The sequence below is a fragment of the Amycolatopsis sp. NBC_01488 genome, from assembly GCF_036227105.1.
GTDB lineage: Bacteria > Actinomycetota > Actinomycetes > Mycobacteriales > Pseudonocardiaceae > Amycolatopsis.
The window spans coordinates 1,018,538-1,035,728 of the sequence record NZ_CP109434.1; the positions used below are offsets into that span (position 1 = coordinate 1,018,538).

Below are 17,191 nucleotides of genomic sequence, written 5' to 3' on the forward strand. Positions count from 1 at the left end.
GTGGATCCTATAGGATCGACGACTGAGGATTCTGGCTGCTGAGGCTCGGCGATGTCAACGGCTGAGCCGGACAGAGATCGGACGAATTCGCACTGTCGGGGGTGGCGGTTAGGTTCGAGGCATGCTGACCACGCTGGCCGTCGAGAACTACCGCTCGCTGCGCGACCTGGTGCTGCCGTTGTCCGGGCTGACCGTCGTCACGGGCCCGAACGGCAGCGGCAAGTCGAGCCTGTACCGCGCGCTGCGGCTGCTGGCGGACGCGTCCCGCAACGGCGCGGTGGCGGCGTTGGCCCGCGAGGGCGGACTGCCGTCGACGTTGTGGGCGGGTCCGGAGAACGGGGTGCGCCCGGGCGCACGGGTCCAGGGCACGGTGCGCACGAAGGCGGTCGGGCTGCGGCTGGGGTTCGCCGGCGACGAGTTCGGCTACGCGCTCGACCTGGGGCTGCCGGTGCCGGACCGGGAGACGATGTTCAACCTGGACCCGGAGTTCAAGCGGGAAGCGGTGTGGTCGGGGGCTGTCTTGAAGCCGGCGTCCTTGCTCGCCGACCGGGCGGGCCCTTCGGTGCGTACGCGAGTCTCGTCAGGCGGGTGGGGTTCCGACGTTCATCCGATCCGGCTGTCCGACAGCATGCTGAGCGAGTTCGCGGACCCGCGGGCGTGCCCGGAGCTGCTGGTGGTCCGCGAGCGCATCCGGTCGTGGCGCTTCTACGACCACTTCCGCACGGACGCGTCGGCCCCGGCCCGCCAGTCCCGCATCGGCACGCGCACGTTCGTCCTGTCCCACGACGGCGCGGACCTGGCGGCAGCCCTGCGGACCATCGTCGAGATCGGCCGTGCCGCGGAGCTGGATTCGGTGGTGGATCGGGCGTTCCCGGGATCGCGTGTCTCGGTGGTTGCGCAGGACGGGCTGCTGTCGGTGCAGTTCCACCAGCACGGACTGCTGCGCCCGCTGTCGGCGGCGGAGCTGTCGGACGGAACGCTGCGGTTCCTGCTGTGGGTGGCGGCGTTGCTGACGCCGCGGCCGCCGGAACTGCTGGTGCTGAACGAGCCGGAGACTTCGCTGCACCCGGACCTGCTCCCGGCTTTGGCGGCCTTGATCGCTACCGCGGCGAAGGAGACCCAGCTGGTGGTGGTTTCGCACGCTTCGCCGTTGATCCGGGCTTTGCCGGAAGTCGCGGAGGTGAGGTCTTTGGAGCTGGAAAAGGAGAACGGCGAGACAAAGCTCGTCGGCCAGGGCCGCCTGGACAGGCCATCCTGGCACTGGCCGAAGCGCTGAGCCCGACCCTTTGGATATGCCGGTCCCGAGTTGGCTCGGGTCCAACGGCCCTGGTGACTTTGCCGCCCGAGGCGGATGGTGAGTGGATCGTCCGCCGCGCCCGAAAGTTCCGACATGCGCCACTTCGCCACCGCCGCCGGGATCCTGGCCATTGCCGTGCTGCTCAGCAGCTGCACGGCCGCGCCCGCCGCGCAGACTCCGCAGGCGGTGCCGACCACGATCACCGCCGAGCCCCTGACCGTCACAACCACCACGACCGAAACCGTGCCGACGACGGTGACCAGCGTGGTAACCAAGGCGAAGGCCGCACCCAAGACCACCCGGCCCCAGGCCGAGGACTGCCAGACCGGCAGTTGCCTGAACGCCGCCCGTGGGCTCAGCCAGGAGCAAGTCATTCGCGAGCGGGACGCGTGGCTCGCCACTCACCCCGGCTGGTGCGCCGCCGGGGAGACCGGCGCCGTCGCTCCCTGTTGATCAGCGCCCCTTGGTGCTTTCGCGGATCTCCAGCGCGAACGGCGTCTGGATGTCCTGCGGCGGCAATGCCTTGTCCCCCGTGATGCGCCGGTGCACCAGGTCGATCGCCGCCTCGGCCAGTGCCGTCTTGTCGGGGGCGATCGTCGTCAACGCGGGCAGCGAGAACGCGCTCTCCTCGTTGTTGTCGAAGCCCACGATCGCCACGTCCTCCGGGACGCGCAGCCCCAGCTCGGCCACCGCTCGCAACGCGCCGATCGCCAGCAGGTCGTTGAAGCAGAACACGGCGTCCGGCGGGGAATCCGAGGCCAGCAGCGACCGCATCGCCGCCGCGCCCACCGAGCGGTGCCACTTCTCCGCCGGTGCCACCAACGCGTCCGAATAGGACAGTCCGGCCGAGGACAGCGCGGCGCGATAGCCGGCCAGACGCTGGGAAGACGTTCCACGAGCCGGGTTGCGCCCGATCGCCGCGATCCGCTTGCGTCCCAGCGAGGCCAGATGGGACACCGCCGTCTGCGCCGCCAGGACGTTGTCGATCGCCACGTGGTCGATCGGCACGTCGACCGCGTGCTCGCCCAGCATCACCAGGGGAATCTCGCCGGGCGAAGGAAAGTCCGCCGCCTCCAACGCTTCCGGGTGCACCAACGCGCCGTCCACCAGGTGCGGCCCCAGCGACGACAGCGTCTCGCGCTCCCGGGACCGCGTCCCCTGGGTCTGCTCGATCAGGACGCTCCAGCCGCGCTTCTGCGCCGCCGTGATGACCAGGCCGGCCAGCTCGCCGAAGTACGGGATCGACAGTTCCGGCACCATCAGCGCCAGGAACCCCGTGCGCCCGCGACGCAGGTTGCGCGCGCCGACGTTGGGCCGGTAGCCGGTCGCCGCCAGGGCCTCCTCGACGCGCCGTCGGTTCTCCGGCTTGACGAAGGCATAGCCGTTCACCACGTTCGACACCGTCTTCACCGACACTCCGGCGAGCGTGGCGACGTCCTTGAGCGTCACGGTCACGGGCGGCTCCTTCTCAGGTGGTGGGCCCGAAGCATAGCGAGAATTTGCCGGTTTACAACGTTGTTCCAACGATGTAAAAAGTACCTCAAGGCTCCCGCGGTGACTCCGATCACCCCGGTGAGCGGGCCCCACCGTCGCTGCCCGAGGAGTCGTCGTGCCGCTGTCCACCCGTCCCCGCCTGGTCCTGGTCACCGCGGCCGCCGCCGCGCTCACCCTCACCTCCTGCACCAGCCGGGAAGAGACCCCGGCCGCCCCCTCCAGCGGCGGCGGGCCGGCCGCGTCCGCGCAGTCCGCCGCCCCGAGCGCCGACGGCTGCACCCTCGACAAGACCGGTTACCCCAAGGTCGACCTGAAGACCGCGGTGGTCGGTTTCTCACAGTCCGAAAAGGAAGCCAATCCCTTCCGGATCGCCGAGACGCAGTCCATTCGCGACGAAGCCGCCAAGCTCGGCATCGCGAGCGACAAGCTGCTCGTCACCAACGCCCAGAGCGACCTGAACAAGCAGATCAGCGACATCAAGTCGATGCTCGACCGCGGCGCCCAGCTGCTCGTCGTCGCGCCGCTGAACTCCGACGGCCTCCAGCCCGCCCTCGACGCGGCGAAGGCCAAGAAGGTCCCGGTCGTCACCATCGACCGCAAGGTGACGTCGCAGCCCTGCACCGACTACCTGACCTTCATCGGCTCGAACTTCGTCGAACAGGGCAAGCGCGCGGCGCAGGAGATGGCGCGCGTCACCGGCGGCACCGGCAAGGTCGCCATCCTGCTCGGCTCCTCCGGCAACAACGTGACCACCGACCGCACCAAGGGCTTCAAGGACGAGCTCGCGAAGACGGCCGGCCTCAGCGTGGTCGCCGAGCAGACCGGCGAGTTCGACCGGTCCAAGGGCCAGGCCGTGATGGAGCAGCTCATCCAGAGCCACCCGGACATCACCGCCGTGTACGCCGAAAACGACGAAATGGGTGTCGGCGCGGTCAACGCGCTCAAGACAGCGGGCAAGACGCCGGGCAAGGACGTCAAGGTCGTCTCGATCGACGGCACCCGCAACGCCGTGCAGCTCATCGCCGACGGCAGCTACAACGCCGTGATCGAGTCCAACCCGCGCTTCGGCCCGCTGGCGTTCCAGACGCTGCAGAAGTTCGAGAGCGGCGAGGCGATCCCGGCGAGCATCGTGATCACCGACGACCAGTACGACGAGACCAACGCCGCGCAGAAGGTCGGGAACGCGTACTGATGACGGCAGCCACCGAAGAGGACGTCGCCATGACGACCGCACCGGTGCTCGAGGTGGCCGGGGTGACCAAGCGGTTCCCCGGCACCCTCGCCCTCGACGACGTCAGCTTCGCGCTGCGACCCGGTGAGGTCCACGCGCTGGTCGGCGAGAACGGCGCGGGCAAGTCCACGCTGATCAAGGTGCTCACCGGCGTCTACCAGCCCGACGAGGGCGAGGTGCGCCACTTCGGCGAGCCGGTGACGTTCAAGCGGCCGATCGACGCGCAGCGGGCCGGGATCTCCACGATCTACCAGGAGGTCAACCTCGTCCCGCTGATGAGCATCGCCGGCAACGTCTTCCTCGGCCGCGAGCCGCGCACTCGCACGGGGCTCGTCGACTGGGCCAAGATGTACGCCGACGCCCGCGAGCTGCTCAAGGGCTACGGCATCGACGACGACGTCAAGCGCCCGCTGCACACCCTGGGTGTCGGCGCGCAGCAGATGGTCGCCCTCGCCCGCGCGGTCTCGACCGACGCCAAGGTCGTCATCATGGACGAGCCGACGTCGTCGCTCGAGCCGCGCGAGGTCGAGACGCTCTTCGAGGTGTTGAACAGACTGCACTCGGAAGGCATCGCGATCGTCTACGTCAGCCACCGGATGGACGAGCTGTACCGGGTCTGCGACAGCGTCACCGTGCTGCGCGACGGCCGGGTCGTCCACAGTGGACCGCTGGCCACCCTGCCGCGCATCGAGCTCGTGTCCAAGATGCTCGGCCGGGAGATCAAGCAGATCCGCGAAGAAGGCGTCACGGCGTTCGGCGAGGAACACGACATCGAGCGCGAACCGCTGCTCAAGGCGGAAAACCTCAGCGGGATGCGGAAGCTGCACGACGTCTCGGTGAGCATCCGGCCCGGCGAGGTCGTCGGCCTTGCCGGGCTGCTCGGCTCCGGCCGCAGCGAGACCGCGCGGGCGATCGTCGGCGCGTTCCCGCTGGACGGCGGCAGCGTCCTCCTGGCCGGGAAACCGTTGCGCAGGGGGAAAATCAAGGCCGCCATGCGGGCCGGGATCGCGCTGCTGGCCGAGGACCGCAAGACCGACGGGATCATCCCGAACCTGTCCGTGCGCGAGAACATCGTGCTCGCCGCGCTGCCGACGCTTTCGCCGTTCGGCCTGGTCAGCAAGGCCAAGCAGGACAAGATCGTGAAGATCTTCATGGAGCGCCTGCGGATCAAGGCCGCGAGTCCCGAACAGAAGGTCTCCGAGCTGTCGGGCGGCAACCAGCAGAAGGTGCTGCTCGCCCGGTGGCTGGCCACCGGGCCGAAGATCCTGCTGCTCGACGAGCCGACCCGCGGCATCGACGTCGGCGCCAAGGCCGAGGTCCAGGCCCTGATCGACGAACTCGCGCAGGAAGGGCTCGGCGTGCTGCTCATCTCGTCCGAGCTGGAAGAGTTGATCGACGGCTCCGACCGCGTGGTCGTCCTCCGTGACGGCTCGGTCGTCGGCGAGCTCACTAGGAGCGGCGTTGACCGGATCACCGAGGAAAACGTACTGACCGCGATCGCAGCGGAGGGTGACAACGATGTCTAGCGCCACCCTGACCAGAACACCGGACCGCGCGAAAGTCACGGCGTGGCTGCAGAACTACGGTGTCTACCTGGCCGTCGTCGTGCTGCTGCTGTTCAACGTCGTGTTCACCGAGAACTTCCTGTCCGCGGTCAACTTCCGCACCCAGCTGGTGCAGGCGGCGCCGGTCTGCGTCGTCGCGCTCGGCATGGCGCTGGTGATCGGCACCGAGGGCATCGACCTGTCGGTCGGCTCGGTGATGTCGATCGCCGCCGCGCTCATCCCGCTCTACCTGGGCGCGGGCCCGCTGACGGCGATCATCGTCGCGGTCATCGCGGGCGTCGTGTCGGGCTTGTTCAGCGGATACCTGGTGGCCTACCTGGGCATCCAGCCGATCATCGCGACCCTGGCCTTGCTGGTCGGCGGGCGCGGGCTCGCGCTGGTGATCGCGCACGGCCAGCTCGTCCAGCTGCACAACCAGGACTTCCTGGAGCTGGGCACCGGCGACCTCCTGGGCGTGCCGATCATGGTCATCATCGCGGGCGTGCTCGCGGTGCTCGCCGGGCTGGTCGTCCAGCGCACGACGTTCGGGCGGCACCTGGTCGCGGTCGGCGGCAACCGCGCCGCCAGCACTCTGGCCGGGCTGCCGGTGAAGCGCGTGCTCATCAGCGTCTACGTCATCTCCGGGGCGCTGGCCGCGGTGGCCGGCGTGCTGGCGACGTCGCGGCTGGCCGCCAGCGACCCGAGCGACGTCGGCCTGCTCATGGAGCTGTCGGCGATCACCGCGGTCGTCGTCGGCGGCACCCCGCTGACCGGCGGCCGGGTCCGCGTGCTCGGCACCGTGTTCGGCGCCCTGCTCATGCAGCTCGTCCAGGCGACCCTGATCAAGCACAACCTGCCGGACTCCACCGCGCAGATGGTCCAGGCGGCCATCATCGTCGTCGCGGTCTACGTCGCGCGCGAGCGGAGCAGCCGATGACCGCCACCACCACCCAGCCGAACGCGTCGGGCGCCGCGTTCGCCGGCGTCCTGCAGCGTCAGGGCGCGGCCGTCGTGCTCGTGCTCGGTGTCGCTGCCGCCTGGTTCGCGTTCCCGCACTTCGGCACCGCGGACAACCTGCGCAGCCTGGTGCTGCAAGGCTCGTTCCTCGCGGTGATCGCGCTGGGCATGACGTTCGTGATCATCTCCGGCGGCATCGACCTGTCGGTCGGTTCGAACTACGCGCTCGGCGGCGTCCTCGCCGCGTACGGCGCGCAGTACGGGCTGGTCGTCGCGATCCTCCTGCCGCTGGCGGTGTGTTCGCTGATCGGGCTGGTCAACGGCCTGCTCATCGCCCGCACCGGAATGGCGCCGTTCATCGTCACCCTGGCGTCGCTGCTGTTCGCCCGAGGACTCTTGCTGGCCCTGACGTCCGAAGGCTCGACGACGTACAAGGTGGAACCCGGCTCGGCCTTCCTCTGGCTCGGGCAGGGCACCATCTTCGGCATCGGCGTCCCGGTGTACCTGACGCTGGTGCTGTTCGCGCTCGGCGGGCTGCTGCTGCGCCGCACCCGGTTCGGCCAGTCGGTGTTCGCCATCGGCGGCGCCGAGCAGTCCGCGCTGCTCATGGGCCTTCCGGTGGCGCGCACCAAGATCAGCCTCTACACGCTCAGCGGCGCGCTGGCCGGGTTCGCCGGCGTCCTCACCGCCGCGTACCTGCAGTCCGGCGTCACGGTGATCGGCGTCGGCACCGAACTGGACGCGATCTCGGTCGTCGTCATCGGCGGCACGCTGCTCACCGGCGGCGCCGGGACGATCGTCGGCACCCTCGTCGGCGTGCTGCTGCGCACGCTGATCCAGAACGTCATCAACCAGATCGGCACCCTCGATTCCAACTACCAGACGGTGGTGAGCGGGGCCTTCCTGCTCGTCGTCGTGGTGATCCAGCGCCTGCTGGCGCGCTCCCGTACCCGCTGAACCCTGTCCCCTACCCGGAGGTTCAACGATGTTCCGCCCTGCCCGAAAAACCCGGAGATGGCTGACCGCCGCCGCGGCGTTCGCCGTCGCGGTCGCCGGCCTCGGCACCGCGCCGGCGGCGAGTGCCGCCGATGCTCCCCAGTGGCAACGGCTGACGCCGCCGCTGTCGACGCCCTGGACCAAGGACGTCTCCCCCACCAACGCCCTGCCCGACTACCCGCGGCCGCAGCTGACCCGCGACCAGTGGCAGAACCTCAACGGCGTCTGGGAGTTCGCCAAGGCGACCCCCGGTGAGGCGGCGCCGATCGGCAAGACGCTCGGCGAGCGCATCCTCGTGCCGTACCCGGTCGAGTCCGCGCTATCCGGGATCATGCGCCACGAGACGAACATGTGGTACCGCCGCACGTTCGAGGTCCCGAAGAACTGGCAGATCGGCAAGGGACAGCGGCTGCAGCTGCACTTCCAGGCCGTCGACTACGACGCCACGATCATCGTCAACGGCAAGACCGTGACGCGGCACACCGGCGGCTACGACGCGTTCTCCGTCGACGTCACCGACGCCCTGACCACGGCGAAGACCCAGGAGCTCGTCGTCGGCGTCGCCGACCCGAACGACCAGGGCGGGCAGCCGCTCGGCAAGCAGCGCCAGCCCGGCGACGGCATCTTCTACACGCCGACGTCCGGCATCTGGCAGACCGTGTGGATGGAGCCGGTGGCGACCGCGCACATCGACCGGCTCGACCTCACGCCCGACGCCGCGAGCGGGTCGGTCACGGTGAACGCCGTGGTCGGCGGCCCGGTGAAGCAGCGCGTCGAGGCGATCGCCTACGACCACGGCCGCCCGGTCGGCCGCGTCACCGGTGAGGCGAACAAGCCGTTGCAGCTCAAGGTGGACAAGCCGCACCTGTGGTCGCCGGACGACCCGTTCCTCTACGACCTGCGGGTCCGGCTGTCCACAGGGGACGAAGTGGGCTCCTACTTCGGCATCCGGTCGATCAGCGTCGGCAAGACCGCCGACGGCAAGGAGCGGATGCTGCTCAACGGCAAGTTCGTCATGCAGGTCGGCCCGCTCGACCAGGGCTTCTGGCCGGACGGCATCTACACCGCGCCGACCGACGCGGCGCTGAAGTTCGACCTGCAGCAGGAGAAGGCGCTCGGCTTCAACATGGTGCGCAAGCACATCAAGGTCGAGCCGGACCGCTGGTACTACTACGCCGACAAGCTGGGCCTCATGGTGTGGCAGGACATGCCGGCGATGAAGGACGACATCGAGCCGTCGGCCGCGTCGCGCGTCAACTTCGAGTCCGAGATGCACCGGATGATCGACCAGCACCGCAGCTTCCCGTCGATCGTCACGTGGGTGCCGTTCAACGAGGGCTGGGGCGACTACGAGGTCGGCCGCATCGCCGACGAGGTCAAGTCCTGGGACCCGTCCCGGCTGGTGAACGCCGAATCCGGGGTCAACTGCTGCCGGTCCGAACCGGACAGCGGCAAGGGTGACATCTACGACGACCACACCTACACCGGGCCGGGCACGCCGATGCAGACCGGCACGCGCGCGGCGGTCGACGGCGAGTACGGCGGCCTCGGCCTCAAGGTCGACGGCCACCAGTTCGACCCGGCGGGCAGCTTCGCCTACGAGATGGAGCCCGACAGCGCGACGCTGACCCGGCGCTACGGCGAACTCCAGCAGCGCCTGCTGCTGGTCGCGCAGCGGTGCGGCGTCTCGGCCGGCGTCTACACGCAGACCACCGACGTCGAGAAGGAGGTCAACGGCTTCTTCACCTACGACCGGCAGGTGAAGAAGATGGACTTCGCGGCGGTCCGCGCGGCGAACCTCGCGGTGATCAAGGGCGCCACCGGCGCTCCCGTCTCCGGACCTTCGGTGCCCGCGGGCACCCCGGGCATCGACGGCATCGCGGCCTACCCCTTCGACGAGAACGCGGGCACGGTGGCGAAGGACGTCGTCGGCAGCCACGACGCGACGCTCGTCGGCGGCGCGTCCTGGACCGAGGGCAAGAGCGGCTCGGCGCTGGCGGTGAACGGGTCGGGCCAGTACGCCGACACGGGCGCCGCGCTGGTGAACACCGAAGGCAGCTACAGCGCGGCGGCGTGGGTGAAGTTCAACGCCGTCGGCGACGGCTTCCAGACCGTGGTGAGCCAGGACGGCGACAGCAACAGCGCGTTCTTCCTGCAGTACTCGGGCGCGGACCACCGGCTGGCGATGAGCTTCGTGGGCACGCGGGCCCTGGCGCCCACGGCCCCGGAGCCGAACCGCTGGTACCACGTCGTCGGCGTTCGCGACGCGGCTTCGGGCACGTTGAAGCTCTACGTGGACGGCCAGCTGGCGGCCACGAAGAGCGTCTGCCTCGGCGACGCGTCGACGGGCCACACGGTGATCGGCCGCGGCAAGTACGGCGGCAACCCGGTCGACTTCCTCAACGGAGCCGTCGACCAGGTCCACGTCTACGACCGGGCCCTGTCCGACGCGGACGTGAGCGCGTTGTACGCCAGCGGCAAGTAGGCAACCGGAAGCACTCCTGGCGCGTGTAGGCCCGGGGACCGCGATCGCGGTCCCCGGGTTTCGCGTTTTTCAGGGGGTGAGCCTCTTGGGCTCTCGAAGATCGTTCCTGCCCGCGAGATCCGGCGTTCTCGCCGTCGGACGCCGCCGGGAGCTACTCGCCGACAGGCGACTACCCCGGCAGTGCACGTTCGCCTGGTCTCCGCACACGGTTGTCCTGGAGCACGCTCCAGCCACTACCGTCGTCGACATGACCGAAGATCGCTTCGAACGCGGCCGCAAGGCACTGACCGACCTCAACGGCGAAGAGACCGCCCAGCGGGTGCTCGACAGCCTGGCCGACATCTCGCCGAAGCTGGCCGACAGCCTCGTCTCGTGGGGCTTCGGCGAGATCTACACGCGGCCGCGGCTGGTGCCGCGGGACCGCCAGCTCGTCACGCTCGGCATGCTCACCGCGCTCGGCGGGTGCGAGCCGCAGCTGGAGGTGCACGTCAACGCGTCGCTCAACGCCGGGCTGACGCCCGAAGAGATCGTCGAGGCGCTGCTGCAGTCGGCCGCCTACTGCGGGTTCCCGCGGGCGCTGAACGCGACCGCCGTGGCGAAGAAGGTCTTCGGGGAACGAGGTCTGCTGCCGGTGGCCGACGCGTGAGGGTCGTCCTCTTCGGCGCGACCGGGATGGTCGGACAGGGCGTGCTGCGGGAGTGCCTGCTGGACGACCGGGTCGAGGCGGTGCTGGCGGTCGGCCGCTCGCCGCTCGGCACCGAGCACCCGAAGCTGACCGAGCTGGTGCGCGAGGACCTCTTCGCCCTCGAGCCGATCACCGGGTACGACACGTGCTTCTACTGCCTCGGCGTGTCGTCGGTGGGCGTGGCGCCCGGGGACTACGAGCGGATCACCTACCAGCTCACGCTCTCGGTGGCCGGCAAGCTGCCCGCGGACACGACTTTCGTGTACGTCTCGGGTGCGGGCACCGACAGCAGCGAACGCGGCCGCGTTCGCTGGGCGCGCGTCAAGGGGGCCACGGAGAACGCGCTGGCGAAGCTGCCGCTGCGGACGTTCACCTTCCGCCCCGGCTACATCCAGCCGCTGCACGGGATCACGTCGAAGACCCCGCTGTACCGCACGCTCTACCGCGTCGTGATGCCGTTTTACCCGGTGCTGCGGCGGTTCCTGCCGCAGGTGGTGACGACCACCGAGGAGATCGGCTCGGCGATGCTGGCGGTCGCGGAAAGCGGCTACGAGCGCACGATCCTGGAGAACGCCGACATCGTCACCGCCGCCGCGCGACGAGACCGGCCAGCAGGTTCGTGAGCCCTTCGGCCAGCCCGGCCGCGAACGACGGCACCCCGCCCAGCTCGGCCGCGGCCGCCGCGACGGCGTCGGTCGGGTTGGCGTAGGGCCACGCCCCCGAGACGACGATCACCACCCCGAAGGCGAACTGGCGGGCGCCGTCGGCCGACAGCTCCGGCACCCGCGACCGGACCAGCTCGCCGAGCCGCTGGGTATTGGCTAACGACCGCTTCTTGAAGTCGCGGGCGAACTCCGGCGAGATGTTGCGTTCCAGCACCGGCCCCATCGCGCTGACCAGCTCGCACAGCGACGGCCGCTCGGCGAGCGTCGCGGCGATCATCCCCGCGACACGCTCTTCGCGTGCGAAGCGGGGCTCTGCCGGGGCCGCCTCACCGAGCGCGAGGGCGTCCAGCCACGCCGACCACTCGGCGTCGAGGACTTCGAGGAAGACCGCCTCGCGGCTGTCGAAGTAGCGGAGCACATTGGACTTCGCCAGCCCGACGCGGCAGGCCAGCTCCCGCAGGCTGATGTCGGCGACCGGCCGCTCGGCCAGGAGTTCCTTCGCGGCGGCGAGGATCGCGGTGCGGCGCGCCTCGATCTGCTCGGGCCGCCGGGCACGCTGGAATCCGGCGCTCATGCCGCCGACAGTATCCCCTCAGCTGCGGCTGGCGGCTTCGTGCCGGGTCTTCACCCGCCGGTAGCTCCAGATCAGCAGCGCGAACAGGATCGCCGACGACAGGATCAGGCTCGACCCGGTGCTCCAGCCGGCGAACGGCAGCGACTTCACCGTGCCCCAGACGATCCCCGCGGCCAGCAGCGCCAGCCCGGCCAGCACCGAGCCGGCGATCCGCAGCGGCGACGAAACGCTCTCCTCGGCCGCCTTCATCGCGCGGTCGCGCACCGGGTCGACGTACCGCTCGAGCGCCGGGAACTCCGACGCGAGCAGCAGCAGCCCGGCGAGCACGAGCAGCAGCCCGGGGCCGGGCAGCACGAGCAGCAGCACCCCGACCACGAGCAGCACGGCACCCGCCACCGTGATCAGGATCCGCTTCGCCTGCTTGCCGATGCCCACTGGGCGTCTCCCCTCGTTTCGTCCGATTCTTCCTGATCGCCGCCTCGCCTGCCACTCACCAGCACAGCTGCCGGTCTTGACAGCGGACTTATAGTCAACGCATCGGTTGATAAAGAGATTGGTTGATAAAGATGTCGGTTGACGAGGACGCGCTGGACCGGGCGTTCACCGCCCTCGGCGACCCGGTGCGCCGGGCGCTGGTCGCGCGGCTGTCCCGCGGCGAAGCGACGGTCAACGAGCTGGCCGAGCCGTTCGCGATCACGAAGCAGGCGGTCTCCCGGCACATCCAGGTGCTCGAGCAGGCCGGGCTGATCACGCGCAGCCGCGACGGCCAACGTCGGCCGTGCCACCTCGTGCCGTCCGCCCTCGAAGCCCTCACCGGCTGGATCGACACGTACCGGCTGGCCACCGAACGCAGCTACCGGCGGCTCGACGCCGTCCTGGACGCCCTGGAGGAAACGCCATGAGCACCACGATCACCGCCCGGCCCGGAACTCCCTTCGTCGAGGTCACCCGCGAGTTCGCGGCCCCGCCGTCGGCGGTCTTCCGCGCGCACACCGACCCGGAGCTGATCGTGCGCTGGCTGGGCCCGCACGGCATGGAGATGGAGCTCCTCGAGTTCGACGCGCGGTCAGGAGGCGCGTACGAGTACATCCACCGCGACGAACGCGGCGAGCACCGCTTCCGCGGCGTCTACCACACGGTGAGCCCCGACCGGATCATCCAGACGTTCGAGTTCCTCGGTGCCCCCGGCGAAGTCAGCCTCGACTCCCTGACCCTGACCGACCTCGGCGGCCGCACGCGCGTGGTGACCCGCTCGGTGTTCCCGTCGACCGAGGCCCGCGACGCGGCACTGGAGAGCGGGATGAGCCGCGGGATCGCGGAGTCGTTCGAGCGCCTCGACAAGGTACTGGCGGACTGAAATGGCCGGCGTCGTCGCGAGCTTCTGCATGTCACTGGACGGGTTCGTCGCGCGGCCCGACGATTCGGTCGGCCCCCTGTTCGACTGGTACACGGCGGGCGACGTCGAGGTGCCGATGGTCGGCTACCCGATCACGTTCCGGGTCGCCCCGGCCAGCGCGGACTACTTGCGTTCGTTCCTGGACTCGGTCCGCCACAGCGCGCTCGTCTGCGGCCGCCGGGTGTTCGACCACACCCACGGCTGGGGCGGCAATCCACCCGGCGGGGGCGCCGCTTTCGTTGTCACGCACCGGCCTCCGCCATCGGACTGGCCCGCTTCCCACTTGGCGCCGTTCACGTTCGTCTCTTCCGTCGCTTCCGCCGTGGAGCAGGCCAGGGCGGCTGGGGATGGCTCCGTGGGTGTCTCCGGGCCGGACATCGCTCAGCAGTGCCTGAATCTTGGCCTTCTCGACGAGGTTCGGATCGATCTTGTGCCGGTTCTTCTCGGCTCTGGTGTTCGGTACTTCTCTTCCGGTGAGACCTCTGGTGCGTCGCTGGAGCAGGTTGAAGTTGTTGTCGGCTCTGGTGTCACGCACTTGCGTTATCGGGTTCGCTACCGACGGTCTTGAAGATCCGGCTTCGCCGTTGATCACCTGTTTGGTAACTGTTCAGGCCGTTTCCGGGCTGTGAGCGGCCATCCCGCCGGCGGCAAGCGCCCCAAGACCTACTCCCCCGCACCAGCCAACAGCTGCTCGAAGGGAACGAACTCGGGCTCCCCACCACCAACAGCCCGGCCATCGGCAGCCGAAGCCAACTCCGCTCCGGCCTTCTCGATCCGCCGCTGCAACGCCCCCTCGCCCCAATCCGACGAAGCCGCGAAGACCCCGGTGGCGACCGGATCCGCCTTCAGGTACCCGAACAACGGGCGCAGCTGGTAGTCCAGCACCAGGGAATGGCGCTCGGTGCCGCCCGTCGCTCCCAGCAGCACCGGCTTGCCCACCAGCGAATCCGCGTCCAAGACGTCGAAGAACGACTTGAACAGCCCGCTGTACCCGGCCGTGAACACCGGGGTCACCACGATCACCGCGTCGGCGTCCACGACCGTGGCGATCGCCGAACTCAGGGCCGGGCTGGGGAAGCCGGTCAGCAGGTTCTTCGTCACGTCCAGGGCGATGTCCCGCAGCTCCACCACCGAAACCGACACCGGCGACGACGAAGCCGCGACCGTGGCCGTGGCCAGCCGGTCCGCCAGCAGCCGGCTCGACGACGGGACCGACAGCCCCGCCGTCACCACCGCGAGCTTCATGCCGACACCGAATCCGACACGGAATCCGACACCGAAGCCAAAGCCGAAGCAGCCAGCGAAGCATGCGTCGGAGCGTCCGGAACGTGCGCCGGACGCAGCGAGTCCAGCTCCTTGCGCAGCACCGGGACCACTTCCTCACCGAGGAGGTCGAGCTGCTCCAGCACCGTCTTCAGCGGCAGGCCCGCGTGGTCCATCAGGAACAGCTGGCGCTGGTAGTCGCCGAAGTGCTCGCGGAACGTCAGCGTCTTGTCGATGACCTCCTGCGGGCTCCCGACCGTCAGCGGCGTCTGCTCGGTGAACTCCTCCAGCGTCGGGCCGTGGCCGTACACCGGTGCGTTGTCGAAGTACGGGCGGAACTCGGTCCACGCGTCCTGGGACTTCGGACGGATGAACGCCTGCCCGCCGAGGCCGACGATCGCCTGGTCCGCGGCGCCGTGGCCGTAGTGCTCGAAGCGCTGACGGTAGAACGCGATCAGCTGCTGGAAGTGCGAGGTCGGCCAGAAGATGTGGTTGGCGAAGAACCCGTCACCGTAGAACGCCGCCTGCTCGGCGATCTCCGGGCTGCGGATCGACCCGTGCCACACGAACGGCGGGACGCCGTCCAGCGGGCGCGGCGTGGCCGTGAAGCCCTGCAGCGGCGTGCGGAACTTGCCTTCCCAGTCGACGACGTCCTCGCGCCACAGCCGGCGCAGCAGCGCGTACTTCTCGACCGCCAGCGGGATGCCCTGGCGGATGTCCTCGCCGAACCACGGGTAGACCGGGCCGGTGTTGCCGCGGCCCATCATGAGGTCGACGCGGCCGTCGGCCAGGTGCTGCAGCATCGCGAAGTCTTCGGCGATCTTCACCGGGTCGTTCGTGGTGATGAGCGTCGTAGACGTCGACAGGATGATCTTGGACGTCTGCGCCGCGATGTGCCCTAGCATCGTCGTGGGCGACGACGGCACGAACGGCGGGTTGTGGTGCTCGCCGGTCGCGAAGACGTCGAGGCCGACCTCCTCCGCCTTGAGCGCGATGCGGACCATCGCCTTGATCCGCTCGTGCTCCGTCGGCGTGGTGCCGGTGGTGGGATCGGTCGTGACGTCACCCACCGTGAAGATTCCGAACTGCATGACCTGCTCCCTTCGCGACCCTCATCTTACATGCGCGTTCAACTACTTCCAAGCAAGAGATATTCCGGCCGACAATGCCGTAGGGGGCACCAAGTAAGGTCAGGGACATGGACGCGGAGCTCGGTCGGCTGGGTCTGGCAGAACGTTCGGTACGCCTTCTCACGGGCCGCGACATCTGGGGGTCGATCACCCCGCTGCTCGCGCCCCGCCGGAACCTGGTGGCCGCCTTCGGCCACGTGGGGCCCGGCGCGGCCGCGCTGCTGCCGCTGGAACCCGGCGACACGGTGATCACGGACGCGAGCCTGGACACGGTGCTGTCCGGCGCGACGAGCCCGCACGCCCTGCTGCACTGGGTGAAGGCGGGCGTGATCGTGCACTCGCTGCGCGGGCTGAACGCGAAACTGGTGATCGCCGAGGACGACCCGTCGTTCGTGGTGGTCGGCTCGGCCGACGTCACCGCCGCCGGTCCGCGGCAGCTGTTCGAGGCGGTGACGGTCTCCCACGAGAAGCACACCGTCGAGGAGGCCCAGGAGGCCTGGCTCGAGTGGTGCGACCTCGCGGGCCCCGCGCTGACGGCGGGCGACCTGGAACCGCTCCTGGAGCAGTACGGCGCCGGGAAGCTGGTCACCTCGCCGCGCCCCGCCACCCCGCCCCGCGCCGCGGCACCCGCCCGGCCCGTCGTGACGAGCCGCCCGGCGACGCCGGTCCGGCCCGCCGCCCCGACGCCGCCCCCCTCCCCCGTCCGCCCGGCTCCCACCCCGCCGCCGTCCCCGGTCCGGCCCGCGGCGCCCGCCGCCGAGGTGGCGCCGGCCCCGGAACCGGTTGCGGCACCGGCCGTCGCGAACGAGCCGGAACCGGCCGACACGCCGGACGCCGTCGAAGTTTCGGAAACTCGAGAAAGCCCCGAGACTTCCGAGATCCAGACCGACGTTCCCCGGCCCGCCTGGCCGCGCCCGGCCGAGCTGTACCTCGTCAGCCTCGTCGAAGGCGGCGAGCCGTCGGCCGAGGCCGAGTACCGGCTCGAAGAGCTGACGCGCGAGTACGCCCACCCCGGCGAGAACGGCGAACAACCGTTCCGCGTCGAGCTGTTCTGGGCCGACGACGGCCAGGGCCAGGACCCGCCGCGCACGCTCCGCGCCGGCGTGCACGTCATCCGCGTGTACAGCCAGAAGCAGGGCCGGGCGCTGGTCGGGTCGCGGATCGAGGCCCCCGGTCTGGTGCTGCAGGCCTACGCCGACGAGTTCGCCTACCCGCGCCGCACGTACTGCTACATCCTGACCCGGGAGACGGCCTCGCGGCCGGCGTTCGGCGACCTCCGCAAGGGCCTCGCCGCGATCGGCGAGAAGCCGAACTTCCGGAACAGCTTCCAAGTCCCGCGCAAGATCGAAGCCCTGCTGGGCCTGTGGCCCGACCTGGGCTACGACCCCCGTTAGGGGGCGGCGCACGCCACTGGAGGGGCGGAGGGCGCGGAAACTGTCGGGGTGGGCGGATATCCTGCAGTACGGTGCAGGCC

At 69.9% G+C, this 17,191-nt stretch carries 18 protein-coding genes; 13 read left to right on the forward strand and 5 right to left on the reverse strand.

The window, feature by feature from the left end:
* Positions 1–121 precede the first annotated feature (121 nt).
* Positions 122–1,276 (forward strand): AAA family ATPase, encoded by a 1,155-nt coding sequence (locus tag OG738_RS04655; RefSeq protein ID WP_329051501.1) that lies wholly within the window; start codon positions 122–124, stop codon positions 1,274–1,276.
* Positions 1,277–1,390: 114 nt separating this feature from the next.
* A complete protein-coding gene (locus OG738_RS04660) occupies positions 1,391–1,750 on the forward strand; it encodes a hypothetical protein (protein WP_329051503.1) in 360 nt (119 codons plus the stop codon).
* On the opposite strand, the gene OG738_RS04665 is transcribed toward OG738_RS04660, so the two are convergent.
* Entirely contained in the window at positions 1,751–2,752 is a 1,002-nt protein-coding gene (locus OG738_RS04665) for a LacI family DNA-binding transcriptional regulator (protein ID WP_329051504.1), read from the reverse strand.
* A 154-nt stretch (positions 2,753–2,906) separates the two neighbouring features.
* Between OG738_RS04665 and OG738_RS04670 the strand changes: the two genes are divergently transcribed.
* The 7 genes from OG738_RS04670 to OG738_RS04700 all read left to right on the forward strand — a co-directional run bounded on the left by OG738_RS04670 (position 2,907) and on the right by OG738_RS04700 (position 11,312).
* The gene (locus tag OG738_RS04670) at positions 2,907–3,983 is read left to right on the forward strand and encodes an ABC transporter substrate-binding protein (RefSeq protein ID WP_329051506.1); all 1,077 of its coding nucleotides are present in this window, start codon (positions 2,907–2,909) and stop codon (positions 3,981–3,983) included.
* The gene (locus OG738_RS04675) at positions 3,983–5,548 is read left to right on the forward strand and encodes a sugar ABC transporter ATP-binding protein (protein ID WP_329051507.1); all 1,566 of its coding nucleotides are present in this window, start codon (positions 3,983–3,985) and stop codon (positions 5,546–5,548) included. Before OG738_RS04670 ends, OG738_RS04675 begins: the two co-directional genes overlap by 1 nt.
* Positions 5,541–6,503 (forward strand): ABC transporter permease, encoded by a 963-nt coding sequence (locus OG738_RS04680; RefSeq protein WP_329051509.1) that lies wholly within the window; start codon positions 5,541–5,543, stop codon positions 6,501–6,503. Before OG738_RS04675 ends, OG738_RS04680 begins: the two co-directional genes overlap by 8 nt.
* Positions 6,500–7,480: an ABC transporter permease gene (locus OG738_RS04685; RefSeq protein WP_329051510.1), complete on the forward strand. Its 981-nt coding sequence runs from the start codon at positions 6,500–6,502 to the stop codon at positions 7,478–7,480. Before OG738_RS04680 ends, OG738_RS04685 begins: the two co-directional genes overlap by 4 nt.
* A 28-nt stretch (positions 7,481–7,508) precedes the next feature.
* A complete protein-coding gene (locus OG738_RS04690) occupies positions 7,509–10,004 on the forward strand; it encodes a LamG-like jellyroll fold domain-containing protein (RefSeq protein ID WP_329051512.1) in 2,496 nt (831 codons plus the stop codon).
* Positions 10,005–10,251: 247 nt separating this feature from the next.
* The gene (locus OG738_RS04695; protein ID WP_329051514.1) at positions 10,252–10,650 is read left to right on the forward strand and encodes a carboxymuconolactone decarboxylase family protein; all 399 of its coding nucleotides are present in this window, start codon (positions 10,252–10,254) and stop codon (positions 10,648–10,650) included.
* The gene (locus OG738_RS04700; RefSeq protein ID WP_329051516.1) at positions 10,647–11,312 is read left to right on the forward strand and encodes an epimerase; all 666 of its coding nucleotides are present in this window, start codon (positions 10,647–10,649) and stop codon (positions 11,310–11,312) included. Before OG738_RS04695 ends, OG738_RS04700 begins: the two co-directional genes overlap by 4 nt.
* Here the strand turns inward: OG738_RS04700 and OG738_RS04705 are convergent.
* Positions 11,272–11,928 (reverse strand): TetR/AcrR family transcriptional regulator, encoded by a 657-nt coding sequence (locus tag OG738_RS04705; protein WP_329051518.1) that lies wholly within the window; start codon positions 11,926–11,928, stop codon positions 11,272–11,274. The genes OG738_RS04700 and OG738_RS04705 overlap by 41 nt on opposite strands.
* Before the next feature lie 18 nt (positions 11,929–11,946).
* Entirely contained in the window at positions 11,947–12,363 is a 417-nt protein-coding gene (locus OG738_RS04710) for a PGPGW domain-containing protein (RefSeq protein ID WP_329051520.1), read from the reverse strand.
* Between the two features lie 131 nt (positions 12,364–12,494).
* Here OG738_RS04710 and OG738_RS04715 point away from each other — a divergent pair, with 131 nt between their 5' ends.
* From OG738_RS04715 to OG738_RS04725, 3 genes are read left to right on the forward strand one after another with little or no spacing between them, the layout of a single operon-like run.
* The gene (locus OG738_RS04715) at positions 12,495–12,830 is read left to right on the forward strand and encodes an ArsR/SmtB family transcription factor (protein ID WP_329051521.1); all 336 of its coding nucleotides are present in this window, start codon (positions 12,495–12,497) and stop codon (positions 12,828–12,830) included.
* The gene (locus tag OG738_RS04720) at positions 12,827–13,285 is read left to right on the forward strand and encodes an SRPBCC family protein (protein WP_329051523.1); all 459 of its coding nucleotides are present in this window, start codon (positions 12,827–12,829) and stop codon (positions 13,283–13,285) included. The genes OG738_RS04715 and OG738_RS04720 overlap by 4 nt, the downstream gene beginning before the upstream one ends.
* 1 nt (position 13,286) lies before the next feature.
* Positions 13,287–13,892, forward strand: a complete 606-nt coding sequence (locus OG738_RS04725) for a dihydrofolate reductase family protein (RefSeq protein ID WP_329051524.1) — start codon at positions 13,287–13,289, stop codon at positions 13,890–13,892.
* A 95-nt stretch (positions 13,893–13,987) separates the two neighbouring features.
* Here OG738_RS04725 and OG738_RS04730 read toward each other — a convergent pair whose 3' ends face one another.
* Positions 13,988–14,569, reverse strand: coding sequence for a CE1759 family FMN reductase (locus tag OG738_RS04730; RefSeq protein ID WP_329051526.1), 582 nt, complete (start codon positions 14,567–14,569; stop codon positions 13,988–13,990).
* Positions 14,566–15,678, reverse strand: a complete 1,113-nt coding sequence (locus tag OG738_RS04735; RefSeq protein ID WP_329051528.1) for an LLM class flavin-dependent oxidoreductase — start codon at positions 15,676–15,678, stop codon at positions 14,566–14,568. The genes OG738_RS04730 and OG738_RS04735 overlap by 4 nt, the downstream gene beginning before the upstream one ends.
* Before the next feature lie 107 nt (positions 15,679–15,785).
* Here OG738_RS04735 and OG738_RS04740 point away from each other — a divergent pair, with 107 nt between their 5' ends.
* Entirely contained in the window at positions 15,786–17,111 is a 1,326-nt protein-coding gene (locus tag OG738_RS04740) for a hypothetical protein (protein ID WP_329051530.1), read from the forward strand.
* Positions 17,112–17,191: the final 80 nt, after the last annotated feature.